The organism is Streptomyces sp. NPDC005408 (assembly GCF_040606445.1).
GTDB lineage: Bacteria > Actinomycetota > Actinomycetes > Streptomycetales > Streptomycetaceae > Streptomyces.
In genome coordinates, this window is record NZ_JBEXEX010000015.1 from 53,911 (window position 1) to 74,854 (window position 20,944).

At 68.8% G+C, this 20,944-nt stretch carries 20 protein-coding genes and 1 riboswitch; of the genes, 13 read left to right on the top strand and 7 right to left on the bottom strand.

All coding sequences use genetic code 11. The features are described from left to right. Positions 1-269: 269 nt before the first annotated feature. Entirely contained in the window at positions 270-1,049 is a 780-nt protein-coding gene (locus tag ABZS64_RS16685; RefSeq protein ID WP_355829378.1) for a polysaccharide deacetylase family protein, read from the top strand. A gap of 8 nt (positions 1,050-1,057) precedes the next feature. Continuing rightward, positions 1,058-2,236 (top strand): beta-propeller fold lactonase family protein, encoded by a 1,179-nt coding sequence (locus tag ABZS64_RS16690; RefSeq protein ID WP_355829381.1) that lies wholly within the window; start codon positions 1,058-1,060, stop codon positions 2,234-2,236. A 69-nt stretch (positions 2,237-2,305) separates the two neighbouring features. Here the strand turns inward: ABZS64_RS16690 and ABZS64_RS16695 are convergent, their stop codons facing one another. Then, on the bottom strand, positions 2,306-3,400 hold the full coding sequence (locus ABZS64_RS16695) for a cytochrome P450 (protein WP_355829384.1): 1,095 nt from the start codon (positions 3,398-3,400) through the stop codon (positions 2,306-2,308). 294 nt (positions 3,401-3,694) lie between these two features. Then, positions 3,695-4,333: a GNAT family N-acetyltransferase gene (locus ABZS64_RS16700; protein WP_355829387.1), complete on the bottom strand. Its 639-nt coding sequence runs from the start codon at positions 4,331-4,333 to the stop codon at positions 3,695-3,697. 126 nt (positions 4,334-4,459) lie between these two features. Between ABZS64_RS16700 and ABZS64_RS16705 the strand changes: the two genes are divergently transcribed. Continuing rightward, positions 4,460-4,675, top strand: coding sequence for an EF-hand domain-containing protein (locus ABZS64_RS16705; protein WP_355829390.1), 216 nt, complete (start codon positions 4,460-4,462; stop codon positions 4,673-4,675). Positions 4,676-4,722: 47 nt separating this feature from the next. On the opposite strand, the gene ABZS64_RS16710 is transcribed toward ABZS64_RS16705, so the two are convergent. From ABZS64_RS16710 to gcvT, 5 genes are all read right to left on the bottom strand, one after another. Then, positions 4,723-5,112, bottom strand: a complete 390-nt coding sequence (locus ABZS64_RS16710) for an STAS domain-containing protein (protein WP_355829393.1) — start codon at positions 5,110-5,112, stop codon at positions 4,723-4,725. A 184-nt stretch (positions 5,113-5,296) separates the two neighbouring features. Continuing rightward, complete coding sequence (locus ABZS64_RS16715; RefSeq protein WP_355829395.1) at positions 5,297-6,664, bottom strand: L-serine ammonia-lyase; 1,368 nt, start codon at positions 6,662-6,664, stop codon at positions 5,297-5,299. Between the two features lie 126 nt (positions 6,665-6,790). Then, positions 6,791-8,050 carry a serine hydroxymethyltransferase gene (gene glyA, locus ABZS64_RS16720; protein ID WP_355829398.1) on the bottom strand — a complete coding sequence of 420 codons (1,260 nt, stop codon included), beginning with the start codon at positions 8,048-8,050 and terminating at the stop codon, positions 6,791-6,793. Between the two features lie 22 nt (positions 8,051-8,072). Then, positions 8,073-8,447 (bottom strand): glycine cleavage system protein GcvH, encoded by a 375-nt coding sequence (gene gcvH, locus ABZS64_RS16725; RefSeq protein WP_355829400.1) that lies wholly within the window; start codon positions 8,445-8,447, stop codon positions 8,073-8,075. 59 nt (positions 8,448-8,506) lie between these two features. After that, entirely contained in the window at positions 8,507-9,631 is a 1,125-nt protein-coding gene (gene gcvT, locus ABZS64_RS16730) for a glycine cleavage system aminomethyltransferase GcvT (protein ID WP_355829403.1), read from the bottom strand. A gap of 148 nt (positions 9,632-9,779) precedes the next feature. Next, a riboswitch (glycine riboswitch) is annotated at positions 9,780-9,877 on the bottom strand. Between the two features lie 170 nt (positions 9,878-10,047). On the opposite strand from gcvT, the gene ABZS64_RS16735 reads away from it, so the two are divergent. The 10 genes from ABZS64_RS16735 (at position 10,048) to ABZS64_RS16780 (ending at position 20,903) form a co-directional block, all read left to right on the top strand. Continuing rightward, positions 10,048-10,710 (top strand): AAA family ATPase, encoded by a 663-nt coding sequence (locus tag ABZS64_RS16735; protein ID WP_355829405.1) that lies wholly within the window; start codon positions 10,048-10,050, stop codon positions 10,708-10,710. A gap of 141 nt (positions 10,711-10,851) precedes the next feature. Continuing rightward, complete coding sequence (locus tag ABZS64_RS16740; protein WP_355829408.1) at positions 10,852-11,622, top strand: enhanced serine sensitivity protein SseB; 771 nt, start codon at positions 10,852-10,854, stop codon at positions 11,620-11,622. Between the two features lie 67 nt (positions 11,623-11,689). Further along, entirely contained in the window at positions 11,690-12,478 is a 789-nt protein-coding gene (locus tag ABZS64_RS16745; RefSeq protein ID WP_355829411.1) for an enhanced serine sensitivity protein SseB C-terminal domain-containing protein, read from the top strand. Between the two features lie 433 nt (positions 12,479-12,911). Continuing rightward, the gene (locus ABZS64_RS16750) at positions 12,912-13,910 is read left to right on the top strand and encodes an ABC transporter permease (protein ID WP_355829414.1); all 999 of its coding nucleotides are present in this window, start codon (positions 12,912-12,914) and stop codon (positions 13,908-13,910) included. Between the two features lie 56 nt (positions 13,911-13,966). Then, positions 13,967-15,718: an ABC transporter substrate-binding protein gene (locus tag ABZS64_RS16755; RefSeq protein WP_355829416.1), complete on the top strand. Its 1,752-nt coding sequence runs from the start codon at positions 13,967-13,969 to the stop codon at positions 15,716-15,718. Positions 15,719-15,790: 72 nt separating this feature from the next. After that, positions 15,791-16,798 (top strand): ABC transporter permease, encoded by a 1,008-nt coding sequence (locus ABZS64_RS16760; RefSeq protein WP_355829419.1) that lies wholly within the window; start codon positions 15,791-15,793, stop codon positions 16,796-16,798. Beyond that, a complete protein-coding gene (locus ABZS64_RS16765) occupies positions 16,795-17,895 on the top strand; it encodes an ABC transporter ATP-binding protein (RefSeq protein ID WP_355829422.1) in 1,101 nt (366 codons plus the stop codon). Before ABZS64_RS16760 ends, ABZS64_RS16765 begins: the two co-directional genes overlap by 4 nt. Then, positions 17,892-19,325, top strand: coding sequence for a dipeptide ABC transporter ATP-binding protein (locus tag ABZS64_RS16770; RefSeq protein ID WP_355829424.1), 1,434 nt, complete (start codon positions 17,892-17,894; stop codon positions 19,323-19,325). Before ABZS64_RS16765 ends, ABZS64_RS16770 begins: the two co-directional genes overlap by 4 nt. Before the next feature lie 18 nt (positions 19,326-19,343). After that, positions 19,344-20,003: a trimeric intracellular cation channel family protein gene (locus ABZS64_RS16775; protein ID WP_355829427.1), complete on the top strand. Its 660-nt coding sequence runs from the start codon at positions 19,344-19,346 to the stop codon at positions 20,001-20,003. A 51-nt stretch (positions 20,004-20,054) separates the two neighbouring features. Continuing rightward, positions 20,055-20,903 carry a thioesterase family protein gene (locus ABZS64_RS16780; RefSeq protein ID WP_355829430.1) on the top strand — a complete coding sequence of 283 codons (849 nt, stop codon included), beginning with the start codon at positions 20,055-20,057 and terminating at the stop codon, positions 20,901-20,903. Positions 20,904-20,944 lie beyond the last annotated feature (41 nt).

Consider the following 20,944-nt stretch of genomic DNA (forward strand, 5'->3'; position numbering starts at 1 on the left):
AATGGGGGTCGTGTCACCGACTATGGCAGACGGGGGGCGCCGCCGCCAAAAGTCCTCACTGGGGCATATGGCGCAAAGAGGTGCATCTCCAAAGTGGATCGTAGGTGAGATGGACCACCCGCCTGGAAAATAGTGCATGAGCATGCGCTCTGACGGGTGTTTCAATGATCCACTGATGGGTGGAGTGGCGCTGTCGGTCACGACCTGCGGGCGTCCCGAGTTGGGTCAATCGTTATCTTTCGGGCATTTCGCCCCTACTGTGCTTTCCCGTGACCTCGATCGACCGCCGCAGCGCACTGCGCGCCGCCGCGGGGGCAGCCGCCGCGGGCGCCCTCGCCACGAGCTGCTCCGACGGCGGTCCCGCACCGGCGCCACCCGCCGCCCCGACGCTGCCGACCCGCGATCCGAGTCCCGCCCCTGCCCCTCGTGCCCCTCGCCGCTTCCCGGGGCAGCCCGCCCAGATCACGCACGGCCCGCGCGACCGCGACCGGGTGGCCCTCAGCTTCCACGGCCAGGGCGATCCGGCCATCGCCAAGGCCGCACTCGCCGAGGCCGAACGTGCCGGAGCCCGGATCACCGTGCTCGCCGTCGGCAGCTGGCTCGACCAGTACCCGGACCTCGCCCGCCGCATCCTCGACGGCGGCCATGACCTCGGCAACCACACCCAGCGCCATCTCGGCATCTCCCAGATGTCCGAAGCCGACGCCTACGCCGAGATCACCGACTGCGCCGAGCGGCTGCGGCGCCTCACCGGCTCGATCGGCACCTGGTTCCGTCCCTCCCGCGCGAAGGACGCGACTCCTCTCGTCACCCGGCTCGCTGCCCGGGCGGGCTACCCGCATGTCCTCTCGTACGACGTCGACTCGCTCGACTTCACCTCGCCCGGCGCCACGGCCGTCGTCCGCAATGTCACCGGGCAGATCCGGCGCGGATCGGTGGTGAGCCTGCATTTCGGTTACCCGGACACGGTCGACGCACTGCCCGCCCTCCTCGACGACCTCGACCGCCGCGGCCTGCGCGCGGTGACGACCACGGAGCTGCTGATCTGATGCACTCGATGACTCCCCCCGCCAAGCGGACCACCGTGCTGCTCGCCGGCGTCTTGCTCGCCCTCCTCGCGGGCTGCGGCTCACCCACCGACCGGACGGAGGCGCACGGCACCAAGCCCGCGGCGCTGCCCGCCAGGCCCAAGCAGGCCGCCCCGGCCGGGCTGCCCGGCATGCCGCCGGTCCTCGACCCGAAGGACATCTACTCCGCCGACCGGCCGAACCAACTCTCCGCGGCCGTCCGGGGCTTCCCCTCCCGGGTGTACGTCCCCAACACCAACTCCAACACCGTCTCGGTCATCGACCCCGCGACGTACAAGGTCATCGAGACCATCCGGGTCGGCGTCCAGCCGCAGCACGTCGTCCCGTCCTGGGACCTGAAGACGCTGTGGGTCAACAACAACCGCGGCCACACACTCACTCCGATCGACCCGGCAACGGGCGTCGCGGGCAAGCCGGTCTACGTGCACGACCCGTACAACCTCTACTTCACGCCCAACGGCAAGTACGCCATCGTCATGGCGTCCATGGACCGACAGCTCGTCTTCCGCGACCCCCACACCATGCGCAAGATCAAGACCACTCCGGTGTCCTGCTTCGGTGTCAACCACGCGGACTTCTCGGCCGACGGCCGGTACTTCGTCGTCTCCTGCGAGTTCTCCGGCGAGCTGCTGAAGGTCGACACGGAGAAGATGGAGGTCATCGGCCAGCAGAAGCTGCCCTTCCGCGGCGCGATGCCGCAGGATGTGAAGCTCTCGCCGGACGGGAAGACCTTCTACATCGCCGACATGATGGCCCACGGCGTGTGGGTGCTGGACGGCGAGAAGTTCACGACCCCCGCGCTGCTGCCGACGGGCAAGGGAGCCCACGGCGTCTACGTCAGCCGCGACTCCAAGGTGATGTACGTCTCCAACCGGGGTGAGGGATCCATCTCCATCTTCGACTTCGCGCAGAACAGGCTGACGAAGAAGTGGTGGCTGCCGGGGGGTGGCAGCCCGGACATGGGCGGTGTGTCGGCGGACGGCAAGGTGCTGTGGCTGTCGGGGCGTTACAACTCAGAGGTGTACGCGCTCGACACCGCGACCGGCAAGGAGCTGGCCCGTATCCCTGTGGGCGCGGGCCCGCACGGCCTCGCGGTCTTCCCCCAGCCCGGGCGCTACTCACTGGGCCACACGGGCGTCTTCCGCTAGTGCGGGTGCCGGGGCTCCGCCGGGCCTTCCGGCGGAGCCCCGGTTACGGGAGCTCCGCAGGGCACCGGCTCACCACAGCACCGGCAGCCGTTCCGGCAGCCGCTTGATGAAGCCCGTACGCCACACCAGCTGCTCCTCCGGCACCGCAAGCCGCATCCTCGGCAGCCGGTTCACCAGCGCGGACAGCGCCGTCTCGGCATGCAGGCGGCCCAGCGCCGATGCAGGGCAGAAGTGGCGGCCGGCCCCGAAGGAGAGGTGCGGGTTGTGCTCGCGCTCCAGGTCGAGGCGCTCGGGGGCATCGAACACGTCGGGGTCGAAGTTCGCCCCCTCGACCAGGACCAGCACCAACTCGCCCTTGCGGACCAGGACATCACCGAGCTGTACGTCGTCGAGGGCGAGCCGCGGCAGTCCGTCGCCGATCGACAGATTCCAGCGCAGCAGTTCGTCGACGGCGGGCCCCATCCGCTCGGGGTGGTCCCGCAGATGGCCGATCTGCTCGGGGTGCTGGAGCAGTGCGAGGACCGCCAGGACCAGGAAGGCGGATGTGGAGACCGCGCCCGCGCCGAACAGTGACACGGCGACGGTCGCGAGCATCTCGTCCGTCAGATGCGCGGACTCCTCGTCCGCGCGCAGGGCCGCCAACTGTCCGAGCAAGCCCGAGCGTTCCGCCTCGGGGGCGTTGAGCCGCTCGACCATGTAGTCGAGGTCCTTGTACCAGTTCAGTCCCGCGCCGTCGAAGGACTGGGGGCTGGTCATGAAGGCGATGTCCAGGCCCGACATCAGCCGTCGCCAGTCCCTGAAGGGGACCCCGATCACCCTGCAGTGCAGCGCGGCCGAGAACGGGTCGGCGAAAGCGGCCCGCAGATCGACCGGTGGGCCCTCGGTGAGCAGACCGCCGATCAGCTCGTCGGCGCGACTGCGCAGCCAGCCCCGCAGCCCGTCGTTGGCGCGCGGGCTGAGCGCCCGCATCACGGCGCTGCGCAGACCGGCGCTGTCGATGTTTCCCATGTTGTTGACGACTTCGGGCGGGATCGTCAGCGCGTACTGCCGGGGCGCCCCGCGGGCGGCGGTGTCCTTGAGGCTGAACCGCTCGTCCTCCAGGACCTGTTTGGCCAGTCGATGGCTGCTGACCAGCCACGCTCCGTCGCCGGCGATCGTACGCACCCGGGCCACGGGCTCCTTCTCGCGCAACCGGGCACACTCCGCGGGGAGTACATCGCCCCGCCGGGAGAACGGGATATCAAGCTGCTCGCTGTCGGCTGTGACCGTCACTGTTGACATCACCCTTGCGCCGCTTGTCCCTGGGAGCCCTGTGCTCCTGGTGTGGCGACGACGCCATGAAGTTATCGTCCGGCGGCGGAGAGTGACGAAGGCTGCCCACGGATTTGGCGGGAACAGATTCCAGCGGGGCTGAAAAATATCTTCCACCCTGCGGAAGGGTAGTTGAAAGCTTTTCTGTCAGCCGGCCACGAACAGGGCCTCGGAACCCACCGGCCGGAAGCCCGCCGTCTGGAAGGTGCGCACGCTGCGGGCGTTCCCCGGCGACTGCTGGGACCACACCACCGAGTCCGGCACCAGATGGCGCGCCGCCAGCGCCAGCGCGAGTCCCAGGCCCTGCCCGCGCGCCGACTCGTCCACCTCTATGGCGGTCTCCCAGCGCCCGGCGAGCCCCCGGCCGAGGAGCACCACCCCGCCGTCGGCGGCCCAGACCCGTACGCCGTCGCGGTACTTCAACGCCCGGGCGACGCGGGGATGATCGGGGTCCTCGATCTCGCGCAGCTCCATGTCTGGCCTGCCCGGCAGCGCCTCCGCGACCGTCACCAGGTCGATGGTGTTCATCGAGCGGCCGGTGCGTGCCAGCATCGCGGCCAGGAACGACGGGTTCATTGCGGCGGCCAGCCGGTCGGAGTCGGTGGCGGCGAGCTCGGCGCGTACCCAGTCGGGATCCTCGTCCGTGAAGATCACCGAGTGCGCGGTGAAGGCCATCACCCCGGCGTCGCGGGGGTTCGGCTGCGCGATCACGGTGGTACAGCCGTCCGAGGGCGGGAATTCCCCGGCAGCCGCCGCAGCCATGATCCCCGCCAGTGCCTCGCTCATACCGTGCCCCTCTTCCTTGCGTGTACCAAGTCTCGCCCTTCAGGACGTACGAAGGGTGCGTGCGGGTGAGACGAACGGGCCGATAATCTGACCTCGTCAGTAATGCACCAAGAAGGGGCGGAAGCAGTGGTGGACATCGAAGAGGCGCGCAAGGCGTTCGAGCGTTACGACCTGGACGGCGACGGCAAGATCACGGCGGCCGAGTACAAGAGCGTGATGGCGCAGCTGGGCGACTTCAATGTCACCGAGCCGGTCGCCGAGGCAGTGATCAAGTCGAAGGACGCCAACGGCGACGGTCAGCTGACCTTCGACGAGTTCTGGGCCTCGCTGAACAAGGCCTGACCCTCCCCGAGAGCCGGCGCGGCGGTCCTGGGCGCGGGTCCCGGGTGTCAGTCCTGGGCCGCCAGGGCCGCCTCCAGTGTCGGCAGCGTACGGAACACCTCCAGCACCCCGCCCGCCCGGAACACCCGCAGCACCGGGGGCTGGTCACACACGACCCACAGCCGTCCGCCGCTCTCCGCGATGCGCCGCCGTGCCCGGCACAGCAGCGCGAGGCCGGAGCAGTCGAAGAACGCGACATGCGTCAGGTCGACCACCACCTCGTGGTCGCGGATGGCGGTGACCACATCCAGATACGCCCCGACCAGGGTGGCCGCGGCAATGTCGATCTCACCGTGCAGTTCGACGACCGTACGGTCGCCGCTGCGACAGACCTGTCCGTAGGGACCGGGAAGCGGAGCGCGTAAGTCGGACGGCCTGGATGTCAGCCCCTCGGTCATGGCTGTGTCTCCTTGGTGCGACTAGCCGGTACGGGCCACCGGGGGCCTGGATGAACAGGCTGTGACGTTAGTGCGAAGGCTCGGGCGGCCGGAGGAGAAAAAACGTTCGGAGCTCGAAAAACTCCCCCGTGCGGGTGAACTCCTGTGAACTTCCTTGACTTACTGAGGACTTGGCTGACGCGGCTCAGCACTCGATGATGTTCACCGCGAGCCCGCCGCGTGCGGTCTCCTTGTACTTGACCGACATGTCGGCGCCGGTCTCCTTCATCGTCTTGATGACCTTGTCGAGGGAGACCTTGTGGCTGCCGTCGCCGCGCATCGCCATCTTCGCCGCAGTCACGGCCTTGACCGCCGCCATGCCGTTGCGCTCGATGCACGGGATCTGGACCAGACCGCCGACCGGGTCGCAGGTCAGGCCGAGGTTGTGCTCCATGCCGATCTCGGCGGCGTTCTCGACCTGCTCGGGGGTGCCGCCGAGCACCTCGGCGAGCGCGCCCGCGGCCATCGAACAGGCCGAGCCGACCTCGCCCTGGCAGCCGACCTCGGCGCCGGAGATGGAGGCGTTCTCCTTGAAGAGCATGCCGATCGCGCCCGCGGCGAGCAGGAAGCGGACCACGCCCTCCTCGTCGGCGCCGGGCACGAAGTTCATGTAGTAGTGCAGCACGGCCGGGATGATGCCCGCGGCGCCGTTGGTGGGGGCGGTGACGACGCGGCCGCCCGCGGCGTTTTCCTCGTTCACGGCCATCGCGTAGAGGGTGATCCACTCCATGGCGTGGGCCAGCGGGTCGCCCTCGGCGCGCAGCTGGCGGGCGGAGTTGGCGGCGCGGCGGCGGACCTTGAGGCCGCCGGGCAGGATGCCCTCGCGGGACATGCCGCGCGAGACACAGGCCTGCATGACCCGCCAGATCTCCAGCAGGCCCTCGCGGATCTCGTCCTCGGTGCGCCAGGCCTTCTCGTTCTCCAGCATCAGCGCGGAGATCGACAGGCCGGTCTCCCCGGCGAGCCGCAGCAGCTCGTCGCCGGTGCGGAAGGGGTGCTTCAGCACGGTGTCGTCGAGCACGATCCGGTCCTCGCCGACAGCGTCCTCGTCGACGACGAAGCCGCCGCCGACCGAGTAGTACGTCTTCTCCAGGACGAGGGTGCCCTCGGCGTCGTACGCGAAGATCGTCATGCCGTTGGCGTGGTACGGCAGCGCCTTGCGGCGGTGCAGGATCAGGTCCTTGTCGAAGTCGAAGCCGATCTCGTGCACACCGAGCAGGCTGATCCGGCCGCTGGTGCGGATGGCCTCGACCTGGGCGTCGGCGGTCTCGACGTCGACGGTGCGCGGGGAGTTGCCCTCGAGGCCGAGCAGGACGGCCTTGGGGGTGCCGTGGCCGTGGCCGGTCGCGCCGAGCGAGCCGAAGAGCTCGGCGCGTATGGAGGTCGTGTGGGCCAGCAGGCCCTCGTTCTTGAGGCGCCGGGCGAACATACGGGCCGCCCGCATAGGGCCGACCGTGTGCGAGCTGGACGGGCCGATGCCGATCGAGAACAGGTCGAAGACCGAGATGGCCACGGGGAACTCCTAGCGAGGGTTGGTAGACGCCGTTGTCTGCCGGGTATTGCAGAACGCGGTACGCGGTGCGGGGCACCGCGCTCACGTCCAGTGTGCGCGGTGCCCCGTTTGTTTTGCTTAGGGCTGTTACAGCCCAGGGTAAAGCGGGTGCTTCGCGGCGAGCGCCGAGACCCGTGCGCTCAGCACCTCGGTGTCGTACGAAGGCTTCAGCGCCTCGGCGATGATGTCCGCGACCTCGTGGAAGTCCTCGTCCTGGAAACCGCGGGTGGCCAGCGCGGGGGTGCCGATCCGCAGACCCGAGGTGACCATGGGCGGTCGCGGGTCGTTCGGAATGGCGTTGCGGTTGACCGTGATGCCCACCTCGTGGAGGCGGTCCTCGGCCTGCTGGCCGTCCAGCTCGGAGTTGCGCAGGTCGACCAGGACCAGGTGCACGTCCGTGCCGCCCGACAGGACGGAGACGCCGTGCTCCTTGACGTCGTCCTGGATCAGGCGCTCGGCGAGGATGCGGGCACCGTCCAGCGTGCGCTGCTGGCGCTCCTTGAAGTCCTCGGAGGCCGCGACCTTGAAGGAGACCGCCTTCGCCGCGATGACGTGCTCCAGCGGACCGCCCTGCTGACCGGGGAAGACCGCGGAGTTGATCTTCTTGGCGAGCTCCTGCGTCGACAGGATCACACCGCCGCGCGGACCGCCGAGGGTCTTGTGCGTGGTGGTGGTGACGACATGCGCGTGCGGCACCGGGTTGGGGTGCAGTCCGGCGGCGACGAGACCCGCGAAGTGGGCCATGTCGACCATCAGATACGCGCCGACCTCGTCCGCGATGCGGCGGAAGGCGGCGAAGTCCAGCTGACGCGGGTACGCGGACCAGCCGGCCACGATCAGCTTCGGCTTGGACTCCTTGGCGAGGCGCTCGACCTCGGCCATGTCGACCTGGCCGGTCTGCTCGTCCACGTGGTAGGCGACCACGTTGTAGAGCTTGCCGGAGAAGTTGATCTTCATGCCGTGCGTCAGGTGACCGCCGTGGGCCAGGCTCAGGCCCATGATCGTGTCGCCCGGCTTGAGCAGCGCGAACATCGCGGCCGCGTTCGCCTGGGCGCCCGAGTGCGGCTGCACGTTGGCGTGCTCGGCACCGAAGAGGGCCTTGATGCGGTCGATGGCGATCTGCTCGACGACATCGACGTGCTCGCAGCCACCGTAGTAACGGCGGCCGGGGTAGCCCTCGGCGTACTTGTTGGTGAGGACGGAGCCCTGGGCCTCCATGACCGCGACCGGAGCGAAGTTCTCCGAGGCGATCATCTCGAGGGTGGACTGCTGGCGGTGGAGCTCGGCGTCGACAGCGGCGGCGACGTCCGGGTCCAGCTCGTGGAGAGGGGTGTTGAGAAGCGACATCAGGCGATCCCTACGGTCGTGGTCAGCCGGAGAACTCGGTGTACTCGTCGGCGGAGAGCAGATCCTTCGGCTCCTCCGCGACGCGCACCTTGAAGAGCCAGCCACCCTCGAAGGGGGCGGAGTTCACCAGGGACGGGTCGTCCACGACGTCCTGGTTGGCGGCGACGATCTCACCGGTGACCGGGGAGTACAGGTCGCTGACGGACTTGGTCGACTCCAGCTCGCCGCAGGTCTCGCCCGCGGTCACCGTGTCACCGACCTCCGGGAGCTGTACGTACACCACGTCGCCGAGCGCGTTGGCCGCGTGCTCCGTGATGCCGACCGTCGACACGCCGTCCTCGGCGGCCGACAGCCACTCGTGCTCCTTGCTGTAGCGCAGCTGCTGGGGGTTGCTCATGGCCTGAATTCTCCTGTACGCGGGGGAGTGCTGGTGAACGGGCGGGGTGGTGCTGAAGATCACTTCTGGCGCTTGTAGAACGGCAGCGCGACAACCTCGTACGGCTCATGCGTACCGCGGATGTCGACGCCGACGCCCTCGCTGCCCGGCGTGGCGTGCGCCGCGTCCACATAGGCGATGGCGATCGGCTTGCCCAGAGTCGGCGACGGGGCGCCCGAAGTGACCTCGCCGATCACCTCGCCGCCGGCGACGACGGGCATACCGGCGCGCGGGACCCGGCGGCCCTCGGCGATCAGACCGACGAGCTTGCGCGGCGGGTTGGTCTCGGCGCGCTCGGCCGCGGCCTGCAGGGCCTCGCGGCCCACGAAGCGCCCGTCGTTGCTGGTCTTCTCGAACTTCACGACCCGGCCCAGGCCAGCGTCGAACGGGGTCAGCGCGGTCGTCAGCTCATGCCCGTACAGCGGCATGCCCGCCTCCAGGCGCAGGGTGTCGCGGCAGGAGAGTCCGCAGGGGATGAGACCGACCGGGGCACCGGCCTCGGTCAGCGCCTGCCAGAGCTTCTCGGCGTGCTGGGGCTCGACGAAGAGCTCGAAGCCGTCCTCGCCGGTGTAGCCGGTGCGGGCGATCAGGGCGGGGACGCCCGCGACCGTGCCGGGCAGACCCGCGTAGTACTTGAGACCGTCGAGGTCGGCATCGGTGAGCGACTTCAGGATGCCGGGGGACTCGGGGCCCTGGACGGCGATCAGGGCATACGCGTCACGGTCGTCGCGGACCTCGGCGTCGAAGCCCTGCGAGCGCTCGGTCAGCGCGTCGAGGACGATCTGGGCGTTGCCCGCGTTGGCGACGACCATGTACTCGCTCTCGCCAAGGCGGTAGACGATCAGGTCGTCGACGATGCCGCCGTCCTCGCGGCAGATCATCGTGTAGCGGGCGCGGCCGACGCCGACGGAGCCGATGTTGCCGACCAGCGCGTGGTCGAGGAGATCGGCGGCCTTGGGACCGGTGACGGTGATCTCGCCCATGTGGGAGAGGTCGAAGAGTCCCGCCTTGGTGCGGACGGCGTTGTGCTCGTCGCGCTCACTGGCGTACCGCAGCGGCATGTCCCAGCCCGCGAAGTCGGTCATGGTCGCGCCCAGCGACCGGTGCAGGGCGTCGAGGGCAGTGAGACGGGGGGCGTTGCTCATAGATGTGGCTCCCAGGGCAGGCCGACGAGGACGATCCTCCCCATCTGTCATCGGAACCTGAGAGGTTCGTCGCAACCGCACGTACAGGTGGTTGCGACTTGCACCTTGGGTGGAGCCGCTCGGTGGCGGCTCGCTTTTCAGATCTGCCTCATCACACGCGGTACGGGGCCTGAGAGATTCAAGGGAGGGACTTGCTCCTTCGGCGCCCGGCGCACACAGTGGCCAGGACTCTCCCGCGTGGATTCAAGCGGCCGGTATGCAGTTGGCGCGCACATCATTGCACGCATCGTGGCGGAGCGGGGTCCGAGGCTCTCGGCCGGTCCCCGGCGGGCCTCGGCTGCAAAACGGTTGTGCCGCATTACCGTTTCTTTACACTTCATGGGCAAGGGTGGGTGACCCGGACATGGGGGAGGGTGATGACGTTGCGGCGGTCCGAGGCCTATGCGACGACCGCGGGGGTGTCGGCCCGGCCGGACGTGCCCGCCCGGCGGCTGCTGGGGGCGCCCGCGCCCGTGCTGCGTGATCTGAGGGACCGCTCGGGGCGCGGCCCGCGCACCCTCGTCTTCGCCGCCGGTGACGTGGTGGTCGTCTCCGGTCTGCCCGGCAGCGGAAAGTCCACGCTGATCCGGCGTGCGGCGAGCGGCCGCGGCATCGACTCGCAGGACACCCGCGACCGGTGGGACGCCCGGATGCCACGGCTGCTGCCGTACGCCGTCTACCGCCCGCTGGTGCGGATCGCCCACTACGCCGGACTGCGGCGCGCGCTGCGCTCCGGCGAGAGCGTCGTCGTGCACGACTGCGGTACCCAGGCCTGGGTACGGCGCTGGCTGGCCCGCGAGGCGCGCCGCCGCGGCAGCGGACTCCATCTGGTGCTGCTCGACGTGACCCCCGCGGTCGCCCGCGCGGGGCAGCGGGAGCGCGGCCGGGGAGTCTCCGGCTATGCCTTCGCCCGGCACCGGCGCGCGGTGGGCCGCCTGATCGCCGCCGCGGAGGCGGGCCGGCTGCCGGCGGGCTGCGCTTCGGCGGTCCTGCTCGACCGCGACGCGGCGGGCACGCTGGGCCGGGTCGGCTTCCAGTAAGCCGGGGGAGGGGGCGCCTAAAATCAGCCCAGCCGGCGTTTGAGGCGCGGGGTCCGGGGCGGAGCCCCAGGCGGGTCCACCGGCGCGCGGCATTAGGGTCGGTGGCGCAGACCGTACGACGCCGGGGGAGAAGGACCGCACATGCAGACACCGGAGCACGCCCATCCGCATCCCTACGGCGGCTGGCCGGTCAACGAGCTCGAAGAGGTGCTCGCCGCATCCCTCGGCAATGCCTCCGCCGGTGGCCGCCTCGTCGAGGTGCTCGGCCGCAGCCAGGTCTGGGTGCCGCTGCCCAGCGGCGGCAGCCCCGACCACCCGAATCTCGATCTGCCCACGATGGAGATCGAGGGGGCCGCATACGTCCCGGTCTTCAGCTCCGAGCAGCAGTTCATGGCCTGCGTCGGCAGCCATATGTCCTTCACCGTCGCCCCCGCCCGCGAGTTCGCCCGCGGACTGCCCCCGCAGCTCGGCATCGCCGTCAACCCGGGCGGCACCGTCGGCGCCCCGCTGCCGCCGCCCGCCGTCGCCGAACTGTGCCGCGCCGGCCGCAATCCCCTGGACGGTCCCGCGAGCGGCGGCCGGGTCCGCCTCTTCGAACCGGACTGGCAGGAGGAGCCGGTGGACTTCCTGGCCGCCGCGGCCGGCGAGTTCGAGTCCTCCGGGGTCGTGCTGACGGCCCGCCGCGCGCTCGCTTCCATCGAGGGCGACGCGCCGACCCTGTTCATCGGCGTCCAGGTCTCCTCCTGGGAGGGCGCGGACCGCAACGCCCCGATGGACGCGCTCGGCCGGGCGCTCGGCCGGGTCCAGGTGCCCTGGGCGGTCAATCTCGTACTTCTGGATGTCGCGCAGGACCCAGTCGGAGAGTGGATGCTTGAGCGAGTGCGGCCCTTCTACCTACGACAGCACGTGTAGTGGTCAAGTCGTTGTCAGGACTGCCGTTTAAGCTGGATCGGTCGATCTAAGAGGGGCGGAACCCAGGGTGAGTGCGTCAGGCACCGCGGCGGCGGGGCAGGTCGAGCACATGCTGCGGCAGGTGACACCCGGACGCTATGACGCGTACGAGGCCCTGCTGCAGGCGATCGCCGACCCCGCGGGCAGCAGACTCTGGATGCTGCTCTGGCACGGCCAGGCCGGCTCGCCCGACGCCCAGTACGGGAACATGGAGGTCGACGGCATCGGCTACGCGCCGTGCGTGACCTCCGCCCAGGAGCTCTCCGTCTCCGGCTGGAACCGCGCGCACGAAGTCATCAGCGGCCCCGACATCGCCCGCGCCCTGTACCCCGAGCGCTGGGGGATCTGGCTCAACCCGCACGCCCCCGGCGGCGGCGTCGGCATCCCCTGGCTCGATCTGCGCCGGATCGCCACGGGCCTCGACCGGATGCCCGCCGGCCCGCTGCGGCTGTCCGAACCGGCCATCGAGATCCCGCACTTCTACGGCCTGCTCTCGCAGAACGCCCACCGCACTTCCGCGGTCCGCTCGCTGCGCCGCGCCTGGGTGCAGCCCGCGCTCGGCGCTCCGTATCTCGCCATCGGGCTCGATCTGTACGACACGAGCAGGCAGTCCGTGGACACGGTGCGGGCGATGATGCAGCAGTCGATCGCCGCGGTCCCGGACGGGCTGCCGGTCTCCACGGTCGCGATGTCCGACGAGTACGACCCGGTGACGATGTGGCTGCGGGCGAACGCCCGGCCCTTCTACGACCGCGACGCCCACGGCGGTTCACCGGCCGGCGGCGGCTACGGCTACCCCCCGCCCCACGCTCGCTGAGACTGACCTATTTCTATGCTCCGCACCGTTGTTCGGGATGGGATTGTGCGCTCCCAAGGTTCATAGGGCCTTGCAATCGAATGAATCGCCACTGTCCGCATGGCAGGGCATCCGTCAACTTTTGTCCTGTATGCGGTATTTGGCGTTCCGCTCAGTCGGTGGCTCCGTCCGTATAACGGAAACCCCCTCCCCTCATCACGTTTGAGCAAACATTCCCCGGGGGGGCTGGCGGGTGATCGCGAGAGCGTTGAAGACTCCCGGCAGGCGCGGGGCGTCGGACATGTGTGCAGTTGAGTTCTATGGCTCACAGCGCCCCTCCCACCTGAACTACCCGCACCACACGTAATACGGCAGCCAGACGCCCGCACCGTCGACCCGGTGCGGGCGCCAGCGCACCGTCGGCAACCGCCGACACGGGCAAGCACGAGGGACGATGACCGCACCCATAGACACCACTGGATCGCAGACCGACGTTGCGCCCGAGGCAGTACTGAAGGGCGTCGAGGCCAAGCAGATCGAGGGCCGTTCGCTCGGGCAGATCGCCTGGACGCGTTTCAAGCGCGACAAGGTTGCCGTCGCAGGCGGCATCGTCGTGGTGCTGCTCATCCTGATGGCCGCGCTCTCGAGACCGATCCAGTCGATGCTCGGGCTGGACCCGAACCAGTTCCACCAGGACCTCATCGACCCGAACACCACCCTGCCCAAGGGGGACTTCGGCGGAATGAGCTGGGATCACCCGCTGGGTGTGGAGCCGAAGTTCGGCCGCGACATCTTCTCCCGCATCCTCGAGGGCTCCTGGGTGTCCCTGGTGGTCGCCTTCGGTGCCACGGTTCTCTCCAACGCGATCGGCACCATCCTCGGTGTCGTCGCCGGTTACTACGGTGGACGGGTCGACACGGTCATCAGCCGCCTGATGGACACGTTCCTCGCGTTCCCGCTGCTGCTGTTCGCCATCGCCATCTCCGCCACGCTGCAGGGCGGCGCCTTCGGCCTGGAAGGCCTGCCGCTCCACCTCCTCGTACTGATCTTCGTCATCGGCTTCTTCAACTGGCCGTACATGGGACGGATCGTCCGGGGTCAGGCGCTGGCGCTGCGCGAGCGGGAGTTCGTGGACGCCGCGCGCGGGATGGGGGCACGTGGCCCGTACATCCTCTTCAAGGAACTGCTGCCCAACCTCGTCGCGCCGATCATTGTCTACTCGACGCTGCTGATCCCGACCAACATCATCTTCGAGGCTTCGCTCAGCTTCCTCGGCGTCGGGATCCAGCCGCCCCAGGCCTCCTGGGGCGGGATGCTCAACCAGGCAAAGGACTTCTTCGAGGTCGACCCGCAGTACATGGTCGTGCCCGGCCTTGCCATCTTCGTCACCGTGCTGGCGTTCAACCTGCTCGGTGACGGCCTCCGGGATGCGCTCGACCCACGCAGTCGCTGACGTCTGCCGGGCTGAGCCCCAACCAAGTTTCCGACAACGAAGGGGAACCGACCATCATGCGAAGGTCAGCAGTGGCCGCACTCGCGGTCATCAGCAGCGCGAGCCTTTTGCTCGCGGGCTGCAGTAAGGCCGATGACAAGTCCGGGGGCGACGGCAAGGCCGCAGGTGCCAACGCCGCCACCAAGGGCATGGTCAATGTCTCCGACAAGAAGGGCGGCACGGTCACCTATGCGATGGCCGACGCCCCGGAGTCCTTCGACCCCGGCAACACGTACTACGCCTTCATCTACAACTTCAGCCGGCTGTACGCCCGTCCGCTGATGACGTTCAAGCCCGCTCCGGGCGAGGCGGGCAACGAGCTCGTCCCCGACCTGGCCGAGGGCAAGGGCACGCCGTCCGAGGGTGGCAAGACCTGGACGTACAAGATCCGCGCAGGCGTCAAGTACGACGACGGCACCGTGGTGACCTCGAAGGACGTCAAGTACGCCGTCGAGCGCTCCAACTTCGCGCGTGACGTGCTCTCGCTCGGCCCGAACTACTTCCAGCAGCTGCTGGCCGACCCGGCCAAGTACAAGGGTCCGTACAAGGACAAGAGCGACAAGGGCCTCGCCTCGATCGAGACCCCGGACGACAACACCATCGTCTTCAAGCTCAGCAAGCCCTTCGCGGACTTCGACTACCTGGTCAGCGCCCCGCAGACCGCTCCGGTGCCGAAGGCCAAGGACAAGGGCGTGGACTACACCAAGTCCGTCGTCTCCTCCGGCTCCTACAAGTTCGAGAGCTACCAGGAGGGCAAGCAGGTCACCCTGGTCCGCAACCCGAACTGGGACGCCAAGACCGACCCGCTGCGCAAGCAGTACCCGGACAAGATCGTCCTGAACCTGAAGGTCTCGCAGTCGACCATCGACAAGGACCTGCTGGCCGGCACGATCCACGCCGACCTGGCGGGCCGCGGTGTCGACACCCAGACCCAGGCTCAGGTCCTCGGCAAGCCGGACCTGAAGGCGAGCACCGACAACACCGCCGGTGGCCGTCTCGTCTACACGGCGATCAACACCCAGGTCGCGCCGTTCAACAACGTCGAGTGCCGCAAGGCCGTTCAGTACGCGATCGACAAGGTCTCCGTGCAGACCGCGATGGGCGGCTCGATCCGTGGTGACGTCGCCAGCACCGTGCTGCCGACCGACGTCAAGGGCTACGAGAAGGCCGACATGTACGCCACCGAAGGTGGCAAGGGTGACGCGGCCAAGGCCAAGGAGCACCTGAAGGCCTGCGGCCAGGAGAAGGGCTTCAAGACCGTCATCTCCGCCCGCAGCGACCGTCAGAGCGAGGTCGACTCGGCCACCGCGATCGTCGAGGCCCTCAAGAAGGTCGGCATCGAGGCGAGCATCAAGCAGTACCCGTCGAGCAAGTACTTCTCCGACTACGCGGGCGTCCCGACGTTCACGAAGAAGGAGGGCATCGGCCTCATCATGATGCAGTGGGGCTCCGACTGGCCGACCGGCTACGGCTTCCTGCAGCAGATCGTGCACGGCAAGGCCATCGGCAAGTCCGGTAACACGAACCTCTCCGAGCTGAACGACCCGGCGGTCAACAAGCTCCTTGACGACGCCATCGCGAACACCGACGAGGCGGCCCGTAACAAGGCCTACACCGAGGTGGACAAGAAGGTCATGGAGCAGGCGGTCATCGTCCCGCTGTCCTACTTCAAGGTCCTGCTGTACCGCTCGCCGAACGCCACCAACCTGGTGTCCACGGCTGCCTTCAGCGGTCAGTACGACTACCTCAACATCGGCACCACGAAGTAGCAGCCCCGGAAGGCAGGTGAAGGCATTGGTGCCCGCGGGCTTCGCAGCCCGCGGGCACCAGCGCCGGTCCCCGTGATCTCGTACATCCTCCGCCGGATAATCGCAGCAGTGATCCTGCTGCTGGTTGTCACCGCGGTCACCTTCGGCATCTTTTTCGTGCTGCCGAAGCTGGCCGGCCAGACCGTCGATCAGCTTGCCCAGCAGTACATCGGCAAGAACCCCACGCCCGAAGACATCGCGGCGGTCAAGCAGAACCTTGGTCTGGATCAGCCCATTTACGTCCAGTACTGGGACTTCATCAAGGGGATCGTCGTCGGCGCCGACTATGACCTCGGCCCCACCACCGCGCACTGCGGCGCGCCCTGCTTCGGCTACTCCTTCAAGGACCACGTCGAGGTCTGGCCCCAGCTGACGGACCGTCTGCCGGTCACCATCTCGCTGGCCAGCGGAGCGGCCGTGATCTGGCTGCTCTCGGGTGTCACCGCGGGTGTCATCTCCGCGCTCAAGCCCGGATCCATCTTCGACCGCGCCGCCATGGGCATCTCGCTCGCCGGTGTGTCGCTCCCCATGTTCTTCACCGGCCAGCTCGCGCTGCTGCTCTTCAGCTACAAGCTGGAGATCTTCGGCAGAACGTATGTGCCGTTCACCGAGAACCCGGCTCAATGGGCCAACACCCTGTTCCTCCCGTGGTGTTCGCTCGCCCTGCTCTACTCCGCGATCTACGCCCGGCTCACCCGCTCGGGGATGCTGGAGACGATGAACGAGGACTTCATCCGAACCGCGCGTGCCAAGGGTCTGCGTGAGCGCAACGTGATCGCCCGGCACGGGCTGCGCGCCGCGCTCACCCCGATCATCACAGTGTTCGGTATGGACCTCGGTCTGCTGCTCGGCGGTGCGCTGATCACCGAGCACGTGTTCTCGCTTCACGGCATCGGCGAGTACGCGGTCCAGGGGATCACGGCCAACGACCTGCCGCCGATCCTCGGCGTCACCCTCGTGGCCGCTTTCTTCGTCGTGATCTGCAATCTCCTGGTGGACCTGCTGTACGCCGCCGTCGACCCGCGCGTGAGGCTCTCGTGACCGAACTGTCCAAAACCGGTGCCGCCGTGGGCGAGCCGGTGCAGTCCGGGGACTCGCCCGCCCCGGACGCCTTCCTCGAAGTACGCGACCTCAAAGTGCACTTCCCGACCGACGACGGCCTGGTCAAGTCCGTCGACGGGCTCAGTTTCCAGCTGGAGAAGGGCAAGACGCTCGGGATCGTCGGCGAGTCCGGGTCCGGCAAGTCCGTGACCTCGCTCGCCGTGATGGGCCTGCACCGCCAGGGCGCCCGCGGCAAGAACGTGCAGATGTCCGGCGAGATCTGGCTCGGCGGCCAGGAGCTCGTGTCCGCCGACCCGGACGAGGTGCGCCGGATGCGCGGCCGCGAGATGGCGATGATCTTCCAGGATCCGCTGTCCGCGATGCACCCGTACTACACGGTCGGCGCGCAGATCGTGGAGGCGTACCGCGTCCACAATGACGTGAGCAAGAAGATCGCCCGCAAGCGAGCGATCGAGCTGCTCGACCGGGTCGGTATCCCCGAGCCCAACAAGCGCGTCGACAGCTATCCGCACGAGTTCTCCGGCGGTATGCGCCAGCGCGCGATGATCGCGATGGCGCTGGTCAACAACCCCGAGCTGCTCATCGCGGACGAGCCGACCACTGCCTTGGACGTCACCGTCCAGGCGCAGATCCTCGACCTGATCCGGGATCTGCAGAAGGAGTTCGGCTCCGCGGTCATCATCATCACCCACGACCTGGGCGTCGTCGCCGAGATCGCCGACGACATCCTGGTGATGTACGGAGGCCGCTGCATCGAGCGCGGTCCGGTCGACGACATCTTCTACGCCCCGCAGCACCCCTACACCTGGGGCCTGCTGGGTTCGATGCCGCGTATCGACCGCGAGCAGACCGAGCGGCTCATCCCGGTCAAGGGCGCGCCGCCCAGCCTCATCAACGTCCCCTCCGGCTGCGCCTTCAACCCGCGCTGCCCGTACGCGGATGTGCCCAAGGGCGGGATCACCCGCACCGAGCGCCCCGAGCTCCACGAGGTCGGTGCCCGGCACTTCTCCGCCTGCCACATGTCGCAGGAGGACCGCACGCGGATCTGGACCGAAGAGATTGCGCCGAAGCTGTGACCGATACGAAGAAGACCGCTGACGACGTCTCCCTCCCGGAGCAGGCCACCGAGTCCCCCGAGCCGCTGCTCAAGGTTCAGGGCCTGGTCAAGCACTTCCCCATCAAGAAGGGGCTGTTGCAGCGACAGGTCGGCGCCGTGAAGGCCGTCGACGGCATCGACTTCGACGTACGCCGCGGCGAGACCCTCGGTGTCGTGGGCGAATCGGGCTGCGGCAAGTCGACGATGGGGCGGCTGATCACCCGGCTGCTCGAACCGACGGGCGGCAAGGTCGAGTTCGAGGGCACGGACATCACGCACCTCGGCACCGGCGGCATGAGGCCGCTGCGCCGCGACGTGCAGATGATCTTCCAGGACCCGTACGGCTCGCTGAACCCGCGCCACACGGTCGGCTCGATCGTCAGCGCGCCGTTCCGGCTGCAGGGTGTCGAGCCCGAGGGCGGGATCAAGAAGGAGGTCCAGCACCTCCTCGAGCTGGTGGGCCTCAGCCCCGAGCACTACAACCGCTATCCGCACGAGTTCTCCGGCGGCCAGCGCCAGCGCATCGGCATCGCGCGGGCGCTCGCACTGAAGCCGAAGCTGGTCGTGGCGGACGAGCCGGTCTCGGCGCTGGACGTCTCCATCCAGGCGCAGGTGGTGAACCTGCTGGACGACCTCCAGGACGAGCTGGGCCTCACGTACGTGATCATCGCCCACGACCTGTCGGTCATCCGGCACGTCTCGGACCGTATCGCGGTGATGTACCTCGGCAAGATCGTCGAGCTGACCGACCGCAAGTCGCTGTACGAGGCGCCTATGCACCCGTACACCAAGGCTCTCCTCTCCGCGGTCCCGGTGCCGGACCCGCGGCGACGCGGCGGCAAGAGCGAGCGCATCCTGCTGCAGGGCGATGTCCCGTCGCCGATCTCCCCGCCGTCGGGGTGCCGCTTCCACACCCGGTGCTGGAAGGCGACGCAGGTCTGCAAGACGCAGGAACCGCCGCTGATCGCGCTGCGCACGGGCCACCAGGTGGCCTGCCACCACCCGGAGAACGCGGAGGACCAGGCGCCGCAGGACGTGGTGCTGCTGTCGTCGCGCGAGGCGATCGAGGTCGTGGAGTCGTCCCCGAAGACGGCCGTGGCCACGGACGAGGACGCCGCTGAGGCGGGCCTTGCCAAGGCCGAGACTGCGCCTGCGGCGGGCGTTGCCAAGGTGGACGACGCCGCGGACAAGGCCGCCGCTGCGGCCGACGAGGCCGAGGCTGCGCCTGCCGCGGATGCGGAGGCGACGGCGTCCGACGCCGACGAGGCCGAGCCCGCCGAAGGCGAGACCGCCGAGGTCAAGGCCGAAGGCGACGCCGCCGACAAGGCCGAGCCCGCCGAAGGCGCGGAGACGCCCGACGGGGGTGCCACCCCCACCTCCGGGGACGCGGAGGGCAGCGGCAAGGAGTAGACCCGGCACAATCGTCCGGTGCTCCTAGAACTGTTCACGCCCTCCGTCCAGCACGCGCTCGACCTCGCCGGGATCTTCGTATTCGCGATCTCCGGCGCACTGCTCGCCGTACGCAAGAACTTCGACGTCTTCGGCATCGCAGTGCTCGCCGAGGTCACCGCGCTGGGCGGAGGGCTTCTCCGTGACCTGATCATCGGGGCCGTCCCGCCGGCGGCCTTCACCGATACCGGGTACTTCCTCATGCCCCTCGTGGCGACGGTCCTCGTCTTCTTCCTGCACCCGCAGGTCGAGCGCATCCAGGTCGGCGTCAATGTCTTCGACGCCGCAGGACTCGGCCTGTTCTGTGTCACCGGCACCACCAAGGCGTACGAGTACGGGCTCGGCCTGACCTACTCAGCGGTCCTCGGTCTGGCGACAGCCGTCGGTGGCGGTGTGCTGCGCGACGTGCTGGCCAACGAGGTGCCCTCGCTGCTGCGCTGGGACCGCGATCTCTACGCCGTCCCCGCCATCGTCGGAGCGACGATGGTGGTGCTCTGCATCCAGTTCGACGTACTGAACTCGGTCACCAGCGGACTCGCCGTGGTGACGGCGTTCCTCCTGCGCCTGCTCGCGATGCGTTTCCACTGGCGGGCACCACGCGCCTGGAACCGTCGCTCGTCGGCCGTCGAAGAGGGCTAGCGGAGCGCAAAAAGCTACCGCTCAGTAATTTCTTGTTGTACGGTTACTGCTATGGCACAGGCAGTTCAGGCATCCATCGGGGACAGCGAGTTCGACCGCGACACCGCCGTCACCCTGCGCGCACCGGGCGTCTATGACGCGGAGCTCTCGGCGGGCTGGACCATCCTCCAGGCCGTCAACGGCGGCTACCTGCTGGCCCTGCTCGGCCGTGCGCTGGGTGACGCGCTGCCGCACCCCGACCCGTTCACGGTCTCGGCGCACTATCTGAGCGCGTCGCAGCCGGGCCCCGCGGTGATCCGCACCGAGACCATACGTACCGGGCGCACGCTCTCGACCGGCCAGGCCTCGCTCGTCCAGTACGACGAGGACGGTGCCGAGGTCGAGCGCATCCGCGTCCTCGCGACGTACGGCGATCTCGTCGCGCTGCCCGACGACGTACGCACATCGGCGAAGCCGCCCGCCATGCCGGCGCTTCAGGACTGCCTCGGGCCGTCCGACGGTCCCGCGCCGAGGATTCCCGGCAGTTCGGCGATCACCGAGCGCCTGAACATCAAGCTCGACCCGGCGACCGTCGGCTGGGCCGTGGGCGCGCCCTCGGGCAAGGGGGAGATGCGCGGCTGGTTCTCCCTCGCTGACGGCCGCGACGCCGACCCCTTCTCTCTGCTGCTCACGGTCGACGCGCTGCCGCCGACGTCGTTCGAGCTGGGACTGAAGGGCTGGACCCCGACCGTCGAACTGACCACGCACGTCCGCTGCCGTCCGGCGCCGGGGCCGCTGCGCGTGTCGATCACGACGCGGAATCTGGCGGGCGGTTTCCTGGAGGAGGACGCGGAGGTGTGGGACAGCGCGGACCGCTTGGTGGCGCAGTCGCGGCAGCTGGCGAAGGCGCCGCGGGGCTGACGCAGGCGGGAGCTGGGAACTTCATTCCCTTGCGGTTATAT

Coding starts and splice junctions, on each gene's coding strand:
- ABZS64_RS16690 (WP_355829381.1), top strand. CDS start 1,058: ATGACTCCCCCCGCCAAGCGGACCACCGTGCTGCTCGCCGGCGTCTTG.
- ABZS64_RS16700 (WP_355829387.1), bottom strand. CDS start 4,333: ATGAGCGAGGCACTGGCGGGGATCATGGCTGCGGCGGCTGCCGGGGAA.
- ABZS64_RS16710 (WP_355829393.1), bottom strand. CDS start 5,112: ATGACCGAGGGGCTGACATCCAGGCCGTCCGACTTACGCGCTCCGCTT.
- glyA (WP_355829398.1), bottom strand. CDS start 8,050: ATGTCGCTTCTCAACACCCCTCTCCACGAGCTGGACCCGGACGTCGCC.
- gcvH (WP_355829400.1), bottom strand. CDS start 8,447: ATGAGCAACCCCCAGCAGCTGCGCTACAGCAAGGAGCACGAGTGGCTG.
- gcvT (WP_355829403.1), bottom strand. CDS start 9,631: ATGAGCAACGCCCCCCGTCTCACTGCCCTCGACGCCCTGCACCGGTCG.
- ABZS64_RS16735 (WP_355829405.1), top strand. CDS start 10,048: ATGACGTTGCGGCGGTCCGAGGCCTATGCGACGACCGCGGGGGTGTCG.
- ABZS64_RS16740 (WP_355829408.1), top strand. CDS start 10,852: ATGCAGACACCGGAGCACGCCCATCCGCATCCCTACGGCGGCTGGCCG.
- ABZS64_RS16750 (WP_355829414.1), top strand. CDS start 12,912: ATGACCGCACCCATAGACACCACTGGATCGCAGACCGACGTTGCGCCC.
- ABZS64_RS16755 (WP_355829416.1), top strand. CDS start 13,967: ATGCGAAGGTCAGCAGTGGCCGCACTCGCGGTCATCAGCAGCGCGAGC.
- ABZS64_RS16780 (WP_355829430.1), top strand. CDS start 20,055: ATGGCACAGGCAGTTCAGGCATCCATCGGGGACAGCGAGTTCGACCGC.